This window comes from Arthrobacter sp. Dra40, from assembly GCF_059091905.1.
In genome coordinates, this window is sequence record NZ_JBNHHB010000192.1 from 1 (window position 1) to 9,711 (window position 9,711).

Below are 9,711 nucleotides of genomic sequence, written 5' to 3' on the forward strand. Positions count from 1 at the left end.
GCAGGCCGATCTCGAAGCAGCCGGAACTGCGGGAAAAGAAAAATCACGAAAGCGTAACCTTTCATCGCCGTCCTTCGATTTGGCAGGTGTAAGGGCGCGCTGCGCTAGTACCGCAGCCGTGCCGAGCAACGTATGAGGAGATCCATGTCGAACCGTTTCCGCACCCTGAGCCTGCCCGCCAAGGGTGCCGCCCTGGCCGCCGTCATCGCCGTTGCAGGCGCCGGAGCCGCCGTGGCAGCACCGGCCCTGACCGCCGTGGGCGAGTCCGCGACCGCGGTCACCACACCGGCTGTCCCGGCCACTCCTGCCGTTCCGGCCACCGAGGGCGAAGCCGCCGTCCCGGCCATCCCGGCCTCCCCCGCTGTTCCGGACGTCAGCTCCGCTGCCGCAGCGGACACCGATGGTGACGCCGACGTTAACGCAAGCGTGGACGGAGCAAAGGCTGACGCAGAGCTGAGTGCCGGGACCGAGGCCGGCACTGACGGGAACGGTGCAGCTGCCAAGCTGCGTTCGGGTGCCTCCGTGGCTCCGGCCGTCCCGGCAACCCCGGCCGTTCCGAAGACCGACTTGGTGCCTGCTGTTCCGGCCATCCCTGCCGTTCCTGCCGTGCCGGAACTGCCGGTAACTGCCAACGTGAAGGCACGGGCCGCCGTCGACGCCCGCACGGAAGCCGCGGAAACCCGCACCGAGCTTCGCGGTGCAGCGTCAGCCACGGTGGAAGCCGGACAGTAATTCCCGCGGTACCGGGTGCGGCGCCTGCAATGGTGGCGCCGCACCCGTAGCCCGCTGTCTGAAGGAACATCGTTTTGCCCCCAGCGCTCCCCGACGACACCGTGTTCGCGGCGCAGTCCGGAAATCCAGCAGCATTCAGCGAGATCTACGCCGCGTTGGCACCCGGGCTCACTGGTTACCTCAAGGTGCGCGGCCTGGAAGATTACGAAGGCGCCGTACAGGAAGTCTTCCTGGCACTCTTCTCCCGCATTCAGTCAGTCCACGGCGGGTTCCAAGGGCTCCGGACCCTGGCCTACTCCATCGCCCACGCCCGCTATGTCGACGATGTCCGCCGTCGTGCCCGCCAGCCGATGCTGTCGCCCTACGACCCGGATGCCGACGCCCGCGCGGTGGACTCGGCCGAAACAACTCTCCTGGGCACGCTTGCCGAGAGCGATGTCGGCCGGCAGCTGAAAGAACTGAAACCGGAGCAGCGGGAAGTGCTGCTGTTGCGCGTGGTGGCCGACCTGTCGATCGAACAGGTCGCCCAGATCATGGGCCGGAGCACCGGCTCCATCAAACAACTGCAGCGGCGTGCCCTGCTCAAACTCAAATCCGTGGTGGAAAGGAAGGAGGCCCTGGTATGAACAGTGCTGAGATGTCCGACGATGCAGTACGCCAGTTGCTGGACGAATCCGGGATGGCTCCTTCGGCGGGGCTGGAGTCCTCGTTGCTGGCCCTCCGGGCGGCCGGGGAAGCGGCCCCCGTCCCGGCCGCGTCGCCGGAGGTGCTGGCCTACATGATGCCTGCTGCCGGTGCTCCGGCTCCTTCCGCGCCGGTCATCCCGCTGCGCCGCCGCCGCACGATGCGCGGTGCCATTGTCATCGCGGCCGCGGTGGCAGGCACGGGACTGGGCGTGTCCGGCGTTGCAGCCGCCAATCCTGATTTCCGCTCAGCCGCGGACCAGGCCGTCCGGCACGTCATCGGTTTCCTGGCCCCGTCCGAGGAGGCCGGGCAGGACGGCCCGCAGGACCAGGCCCGCCGTGGAGATCCCGCCCCTGTCCCTGCGCATCCGCACCGACACGTCCCGGTTCAGGATGGCGGCACCGGCACGGGTGCGGACGCTGGCACGGATTCCCCTGCCGGTCCGGCTGCCCCCGTGCTTCCTGCTGCGCCCGGGCCGGACCCCGCGCCACAGGCAGAGCGCACGCCGGACTCCGGCGCGCCAGGGCGGGGCCCGGAACCCGACCTGGCCAGACCGTCCCGCGGCGTTGTTCCCGCGGTGCCGCCGCTGGAGGGCGGACTGCCTGGTCCGGCCCTGGGCCAGCGGGACGGCAGCCCCGGCAAGGCCACGCCGAAGGAAGAGCGCGGCCTGCCCCAGCCGGCTTCCGGCCACCTCCCCGCGCTGCCGGCCATCCCCTCTCCGGAGCGCTGACCGGCATCCGCCCGGCGACAGGGATCACGACGGCGGTGCCCGGGAGGCTCCGAATCGGAACCTCCCCCGCGGCGGCCCCTTTCCGCCGGCGGTCGATAGTGGCAGAGTTGCGCCAAGGGGAGACCGGTCTGTGGGGAGAGGCAGGAGGATTCATGGCTGCATCGGCTTTGATCCTTGGCCCTATGCTGCGATACGTGGACCAGACGTCCGCCGCCATCTGGGTGGAAACACGCGAATCCGCGAGCGTCGCCGTCGTGGTGCAGGGCCGCAGTTGGCAGGCACGCACCTTTTCCGTCCATGGCCACCACTACGCACTGGTTGAGGCCGAGGGGCTGGAGCCTGGCAGCGTGACTCCGTACCGGGTCGAGGTCGACGGCGTGCGGGTATGGCCGGAGCCGGACTCGCCGTATCCGGACCCCGTGATCCGCACCCTCACGCCTGGACAACCGCTCCGGCTGGCCTTCGGCTCCTGCCGCACCAGTGTTGAGCATGACGCAGCCGGCAACAAGAAACACGGGGTGGACGCGCTGCGGGCGTACGCGCTGGACCAGGCCGGCGGCAGCCCCCGGTGGCCCGACCTTGTCCTCTTCCTGGGCGACCAGGTGTATGCGGACTCGACCTCCGAGCTGATGCAGGACTTCATCAGGGCACGGCGCAACATCAAGGACCCGCCCGGCAAGGAGCTGAAGGACTACGCCGAGTACGCGCATCTGTACATGCTCGCGTGGTCGGACGGTGCCAACCGCTGGCTGCTGTCCACGCTGCCGAGCGCGATGATCTTCGACGACCATGACATCCGCGACGACTGGAACGCCTCGCTGGCCTGGAAGCGGCAGATGGCGAAAAAGCCATGGTGGCAGGGCCGGATCGTGGCCGGTTTGGCGTCCTACTGGGTGTACCAGCATTTGGGCAACCTCTCCCCCGACCAGCGTGCCCAGGACGAGCTGTGGCAGCAAGTGGTGAACCACCGGGGCGACGGCGAGCCGGACTTGACCGCCGCGCTGGAGGCTTTTGCGGAACGGGCAGACCGGGAACCGGGAACGTACCGCTGGAGCTTCACCCGCGACATCGCCGGTTCACGGCTGATCGTGCTGGACTCGCGGGCCGCCCGCGACCTGGCGCCGGGACGCCGGTCCCTGCTGGACGCAGACGAGGAGGCGTGGCTGGACGGCCAACTGCAAGGCGGCTTCAAGCACCTGCTGATCGGGACCTCGCTGCCGTTCCTGCTGCCCAAGTGCCTGCACCACATCGAGTCCTGGAACGAGGCACTGAGCGAAGGAGCCTGGGGCCGGCTGCCGGCGGCCATCGGTGAGCAGCTGCGGCAGGCTGTGGACCTGGAGCATTGGGCTGCCTTCCAGAGCAGCTTCCGCAAGGTGGCAGCCATGGTGCAGGAGGTGGCCGACGGTGGGCGCGGGCCTGCGCCGGAGACGGTCACCTTCATCTCCGGCGACGTCCACTTCTCCTACGTGTCGGAGGTTCAGCGCGCCTCGGGCAGCCGGATCGTCCAGGTTGTCTGTTCACCCATTCGCAACCCGTTGCCTCGCATCCTGCGATCCTTCACCGCTGCCATGTCCTACGGCGTGGCAGCCCCGTTGGGCGCGCTGGTGGCCCGCGGCGCGAAAGTGCCCCAGCCGCCGTTCACGTGGGACGGCCTGATGCGGCCGTGGTTCGACAACAATCTGGCCAGTCTGGAGGATGCCGCGGACGGCCTGAGGATCCGGTGGGAAAAAGGCGTGGTGCACGGCGACGACCTGCACCCCGAATTGGAAGAGGTTGCCTCCCTGACCATTGCGCCGCAACGGAGTCCGGTTGCTCGCTGAGGTGTGCCCTGGCTCGGGTAGCCGTCCGGGGCACACCGCGCTCCCAATTACGCTGGTGGTATGGAATCGCCGATCGACAGCTACTTGCGGGCCCTGCACGCCGAAGTCTCCAAGCTCCGTGACGGCACCCCGTATTTGGTTGGCCCTGCCTCCGCGGTAGTCACTCCGGACGACTTCGGGATCTGCCTCGCCACAGTGGACGGCTACGTCTACGAAGTGGGCACCACGCGCAAGGAATTTACGCTGCAGTCGATCTCCAAGCCGTTCAGCTACGCGCTCGCGCTGGCCGAGCTGGGGTTCGACGCGGTGGATGAAAAGGTGGACGTGGAGCCCTCCGGAGACCCGTTCAACGAAATTTCCCTCGCCGCGGGTACCGGGCGGCCCGCCAACGCGATGATCAATGCCGGTGCGCTGGCCGTCACCGGGATGATCAAGGGCTCCGGCGGAAGGTCCGCAATCAAGCGAATCGTCAACACCTATTCGGAGTTCGCCGGCCGGAAGCTGAAGAGCAGTCCACGGGTGTTCGAAGCCGAGCTGCGCCACAGCGACCGCAACCACGCCCTGGCCTATCTGCTGAGCTCGTTCGGCGTCATCGAGGACAGCCCGACCACCGCGTTGGAGAACTACCTGCGGCAGTGCTCGGTGCAGGTGACCTGCCGGGACCTGTCCATCATGGCGGCGACCCTGGCCAACGGCGGCACCAACCCGGTCACCGGCCGCCACGTGATGGACATCGGGCCGGTGGAACGGGTGTTGTCGGTCATGATGACCTCGGGCATGTACGACGACGCCGGGGACTGGGTCAGCCATGTGGGGATGCCGGCAAAGTCCGGCGTCGGCGGCGGAACCTTGGCTGTGCTACCCGGCCAGGTGGGGCTGGCGGTGTACTCCCCGCCGCTGGACGACCACGGCGGGTCCGTCCGCGGCATTGCCGTGAGCCGGCGGCTGTCTGAGGACATGGAAATGCACTTTGTCCGCTCGGCCCGCGCAGGACGCTCGGCGATCCGCGCAAGCTACGACATCACCACCGTTCCGTCCGGTATCCGCCGCACCGACGAGTCAGCCGAGGTGCTGCGCGAGAACGGCCACCGCGCGAAGCTGATCGAGCTTAACGGCGACCTGCTGTTTGCCGGTACCGAATCAATGGTCCGGGAGATCAGCTCGCTCCCGGACAATGTTGAACTGGTGGTCCTGGACCTGCGCCGTGTCGATGAAGTCGGCGGCGTAGCACTGCGCATGTTCGCCCGCCTGGAGGAACAGCTGGCCGCCGACAACCGTGAACTGCTGCTGATCGATCCGGAGGACACCCTCGCTGGCGTCTTCGCCGACACCGGGCGCACCGTGCCGGTCTTCGACACCCGCACCGGGGCCGTCGAGTTCTCCGAAAGCCGCCTCATCGCACGTTACGGCGATCCGCTGGGCGTGCCCACCTCCGTGCCGGTGGAGCACTCGCTGGCCCTTGGCACGTTGGACCCGGATGAAATTGTGGCCTTGGTCGAACGCATGGAGCCTGCCAAGTACGAGGACGGCGAGATCGTTCGGCGGGTTGGCCAACGGTTCGGCGGGGTGTACTTCATTGTCTCGGGCCGGATCAGCACTATCGGAACCGACTCGGAGGGACGGCGGGTCAAGCTGAGCACGCTCAGCGCCGGCATGACGTTCGGCGAACTCGCGCTCGGCAGCGAGGACCGGCAGGAAACCACGGAGAAAGCGGACGGCCCGGTGGAGCTCATGGTGCTCTCCTCGGAGGCAATCGAAGATCTGGAGGAACAGGACCCCCGGTTGGCGATGCGCCTGTGGAAGGCACTCACCCGGGATGCCTACACGCGGGTGGACCAGTTCCTGCGCGAAACCGCCGTCCGCATCCGCGACTGACCGCCCGGGGCAGGCGGGCAGGAACAGCCCCGACGGGCATCCGGCCGCGGGCATCAACTATAGTTACGGGCAGTCATATCATCCGCCACATCGGCATCAGAAACCACATATGCCGATGTCTCGCCGCGCCTAGCTCCCGGCAGAGTCTGCAGAAAGGACCGTGTGAACTTTTTCGAATTCCTCGCGAAACGGGCCGACGACATGCTGGAATTGGGCGTCGAGCATGCCGCGCTCGTGGGCGTTTCGGTTGTGCTCGCCACCGTCATCGGTGTCGGGCTGGGCATTGCCACCTACCGGCATGAACGGCCCCGCGAGCTAGTCCTCGCCGTCACGGGTGCGTTCCTGACCATTCCCTCCTTCGCGTTGTTCATCCTCCTCATCGGCCCACTGGGACTGGGCGCCCTGCCCGTGGTCGTCGCCCTGACGATGTACGGCCTGCTGCCCATCGTCCGCAATACCATCACCGGGCTGCGCGAAGTGGATCCTGCCATCGTGGAATCCGCCAAGGGCATGGGCATGAACCGTACCCAGCGGCTGCTGAGGGTCGAACTGCCCCTGGCCTGGCCTGTGATCATCACCGGCATCCGCGTCACCACCCTGGTCCTGCTCGGCATCGCTGCCATCGGCGCGATCGTGCTGGGGCCAGGCTACGGAGAGCTGATCTTTACCGGTCTGGCCCGGGTTGGCACACCGGTGGCCGTCAACCTGGTGCTGGCCGGAACCCTGGGAGTGGTTGTCCTCGCCATTCTGTTCGATCTGCTCTTCTACACCGTTCGCAAGCTGACTACCTCCAAAGGAATCCGATGACCATAACCGACCATCAGACCCCCCAGCCCAGGCCGGTCAAGATCCGCTTACAAAACCTGTCCAAGAGGTTTCCCGGACAGAAGGACAACGCGGTCGACGACCTGAGCCTGGACATCTACGAGGGCGAGATCGTCGTGCTGGTCGGCCCGTCGGGATGTGGCAAGACCACCACGATGAAAATGATCAACCGGATCATCGAGCCCACCTCCGGCCGGATTATTCTGGACGGCGAGGACGTCACCACCACCGACCCGGACCAGCTCCGCCGCCGCATCGGTTACGTCATTCAGCAAGTCGGCCTGTTCCCGCACATGACCATCGGCGAGAACGTGGCCACCGTGCCCAAGCTGTTGGGCTGGGACACCAACCGGATTTCTGCCCGCGTTGATGAGTTGCTGGACATGGTCAACATGCCGCCGTCTACGTATCGCAACCGCTACCCCAAGGAGCTTTCCGGCGGACAGCGGCAAAGGGTAGGGGTGGCACGCGCTTTGGGCGCAGACCCGGAAGTGATGCTGATGGACGAACCGTTCGGGGCCATCGACCCGATCACCCGGGACCGGCTGCAGAACGAATTCCTGCGCCTGCAGTCGGAGGTGCGCAAGACCATCGTGTTCGTCACCCATGACATTGATGAAGCGATCAAGATGGGTGACCGGATCGCCATCCTGCAGGACCGCTCCCGGATCGCCCAGTATGACACTCCGGAGCAGATCCTGACCGCCCCTGCCAATGATTTCGTCTCCGACTTCATCGGCAACGGTGCCTCCTTGAAGCGGCTGAACCTCAGCCGCGTGTCCGACATTGAACTGACCCAGTGGCCGACTGTCCGGTTGGACACGCCGGCGGAGGACGCGCTGGAGCAGTTGCGGCGCAGCGACCGCTCGGCGCTTCTGGTGCTCGACTACGCTGGACGGCCCCGCCGCTGGGTAGGTGCGGACGACCTGCACCGCGCAGGCACACGGGCGCTGGACGAGGTGGGGTTGCCGCCGGAAGCAATGCTGGAACCGAGGGCTACGCTCTCCGACGCGCTGAATGAACTGATCACCGCCCGCTACAGCGTGACCATCGTGGTGGACTCGCACGGTGTCTACCAGGGTGTGGTGGATATCGAACAGATCAACGAGGCCATCCGGGCCATGCGGGACACGGCGGTCGCTCGAGCCCGGGCCGGGCTGGGCGAGGTGGCCGAAGCCGTACAGGCGGGTGGCTGATATGGCCGCTGCCGCACCGGACACGATGCACGGCCAAGACCTTGCCGTCCAACCACCGGGCAGGTCACCCCACCGCACCTTGACCGGTTACCTAGTGGTGCCGGGGGTCCTCGCGCTGGCCTGCCTGGCGCTGTACCTGTATGTCGGTTCACAGGAACTGGACAGCATCGAGGCACGCGCACTGGCCCCGGCCAACCTGGCTGCCGCCCTATGGAGGCATCTGCAGCTGACCGCGGTTTCAACGCTGCTAACGCTCGTCATAGCCGTGCCGCTGGGCATCGTCTTCACCCGTCCAGCCATGCGCCGGGTCCGGCCCTACCTGATCACCTTGCTGACGCTGGGACAGGCGGTTCCGACCATCGCCGTGTTGGTCCTGCTGGCCGTCGCTTTCCTGTTCCTGGGGTTCCAGGCCGCCATTGTGGGCCTGGTGCTGTACGCCATCATCCCGGTGCTGCTCAACACCATGGTGGGCTTGGAGCAGGTGGACGAATCCGTGCTCGAAGCCGGGCGGGGCATGGGCATCTCCAAGTTCGGCGTCCTGCGCCGGCTCGAACTGCCTCTCGCGGTGCCCATCATCCTGGCCGGCGTACGCACCGCGCTGGTGATCAACGTAGGCACGGCCACCCTGGTGACCTACATCAACGCGGGCGGGCTCGGGGACATCATCGTGGCCGGGCTGTCCACCAACCGCGTGCTGATCCAGATTGTGGGCGCCGCGCTCACGGCGGTGCTGGCACTGCTGATCGACTATCTGGCGAGCATCGCCGAAGACTTCCTGCGCCCGAAAGGGCTCTAGCGAATCCCCCGCACGACGAAAGAGGAATGATGAAAGCGAATACTTCACGGAAGACGGCGTTCGCCGCGTTTGGCGCCGGAGTGGCCTTGCTGCTGACCGCCTGCGGCGGCGGCGAAGCCGCCGAGGCGTCCGGCGACGGCGAGCTTACGGGCGCGCACTTCGCGGCGGGCTCCAAGGAATTCACTGAATCCATCTTGCTGGCCCAGATCGCCGCCGTCGCGCTCGAGGATGCCGGTGCCACCGTCGAGGACAAGACAGGCATCTCCGGCAGCGCCACCGTGCGCGAAGCCCTGCAGTCGAGCCAAGTGGACTTCTACTGGGACTACACCGGAACCGGCTGGGTCAATGTCCTTGGCCACACCACCGAGGACGTGCCGGAGGACCTCTACGGCGCCGTGGCGAAGGAGGACGCCGGAAACGGCATTGCCTGGCTGGAACCGGCACCGTTCGAGAACACCTACCGCATCGCTGCGAAGAAGGAGTTCGCGGAGTCCGAGGGCATCACCAACATGACCGAAGCTGCCGCGTTCATCCAGAAGAACCCGGAGCAGGGCGCCGTCTGCGCTGCCAGCGAGTTCATCAACCGCGACGACGGGCTCCCCGGCTTGGAGAAAGCCTACGGTTTCGAATTCAGCAAGGTGGTGGAGCTGGACCTGAACCTCATCTACACACAGGTCGGCGGATCCTGCGCGTTCGGCGAAGTCTTCTCCACTGATGCCCGGGTTATCTCCAACGACCTGACCGTGCTGGAGGACGATAAAGACTTCTTCGTCCAGTACCAGGGCTCGATGACGCTGCGCCAGGAAACCCTGGACGAGCACCCGGCCATCGCGGAGATCATGGCACCGATCAGCGCCGCCCTGACCAATGAAGTCATCACCGAGCTCAACGGGCGGGTGGACAACGACGGCGAGGATCCCCGCGATGTCGCCGAAGAATGGCTGAAGGAGCAGGGCCTGGTGGGCTAGCCACCGGACCGCACCACACCAAAGCCAGCGGCCGCCGTCCCTGTGACCGGCGGCCGCTGGCTGTTTCATTCCTCCGTGAAGCAGT

At 66.7% G+C, this 9,711-nt stretch carries 9 protein-coding genes; all 9 read left to right on the forward strand.

The features are described 5' to 3' along the window. Window positions 1-144: 144 nt before the first annotated feature. The 9 genes from AC5RWT_RS30570 to AC5RWT_RS30610 all read left to right on the forward strand — a co-directional run bounded on the left by AC5RWT_RS30570 (window position 145) and on the right by AC5RWT_RS30610 (window position 9,626). On the forward strand, window positions 145-732 hold the full coding sequence (locus tag AC5RWT_RS30570; RefSeq protein ID WP_494083487.1) for a hypothetical protein: 588 nt from the start codon (window positions 145-147) through the stop codon (window positions 730-732). Between the two features lie 74 nt (window positions 733-806). Then, entirely contained in the window at window positions 807-1,358 is a 552-nt protein-coding gene (locus AC5RWT_RS30575) for an RNA polymerase sigma factor (RefSeq protein WP_494083488.1), read from the forward strand. Then, a complete protein-coding gene (locus tag AC5RWT_RS30580) occupies window positions 1,355-2,146 on the forward strand; it encodes a hypothetical protein (protein ID WP_494083489.1) in 792 nt (263 codons plus the stop codon). Before AC5RWT_RS30575 ends, AC5RWT_RS30580 begins: the two co-directional genes overlap by 4 nt. A 152-nt stretch (window positions 2,147-2,298) precedes the next feature. Then, complete coding sequence (locus tag AC5RWT_RS30585) at window positions 2,299-3,966, forward strand: alkaline phosphatase D family protein (protein WP_494083490.1); 1,668 nt, start codon at window positions 2,299-2,301, stop codon at window positions 3,964-3,966. A gap of 60 nt (window positions 3,967-4,026) precedes the next feature. Next, window positions 4,027-5,841, forward strand: coding sequence for a glutaminase A (gene glsA / locus AC5RWT_RS30590; RefSeq protein ID WP_494083491.1), 1,815 nt, complete (start codon window positions 4,027-4,029; stop codon window positions 5,839-5,841). 162 nt (window positions 5,842-6,003) lie between these two features. Then, the gene (locus AC5RWT_RS30595) at window positions 6,004-6,648 is read left to right on the forward strand and encodes an ABC transporter permease (protein ID WP_493968468.1); all 645 of its coding nucleotides are present in this window, start codon (window positions 6,004-6,006) and stop codon (window positions 6,646-6,648) included. Further along, window positions 6,645-7,862 (forward strand): ABC transporter ATP-binding protein, encoded by a 1,218-nt coding sequence (locus AC5RWT_RS30600; RefSeq protein ID WP_494083492.1) that lies wholly within the window; start codon window positions 6,645-6,647, stop codon window positions 7,860-7,862. The genes AC5RWT_RS30595 and AC5RWT_RS30600 overlap by 4 nt, the downstream gene beginning before the upstream one ends. Window position 7,863: 1 nt before the next feature. Then, window positions 7,864-8,658, forward strand: coding sequence for an ABC transporter permease (locus AC5RWT_RS30605; RefSeq protein ID WP_494083493.1), 795 nt, complete (start codon window positions 7,864-7,866; stop codon window positions 8,656-8,658). 29 nt (window positions 8,659-8,687) lie between these two features. Further along, a complete protein-coding gene (locus tag AC5RWT_RS30610) occupies window positions 8,688-9,626 on the forward strand; it encodes a glycine betaine ABC transporter substrate-binding protein (protein WP_494083494.1) in 939 nt (312 codons plus the stop codon). Window positions 9,627-9,711 lie beyond the last annotated feature (85 nt).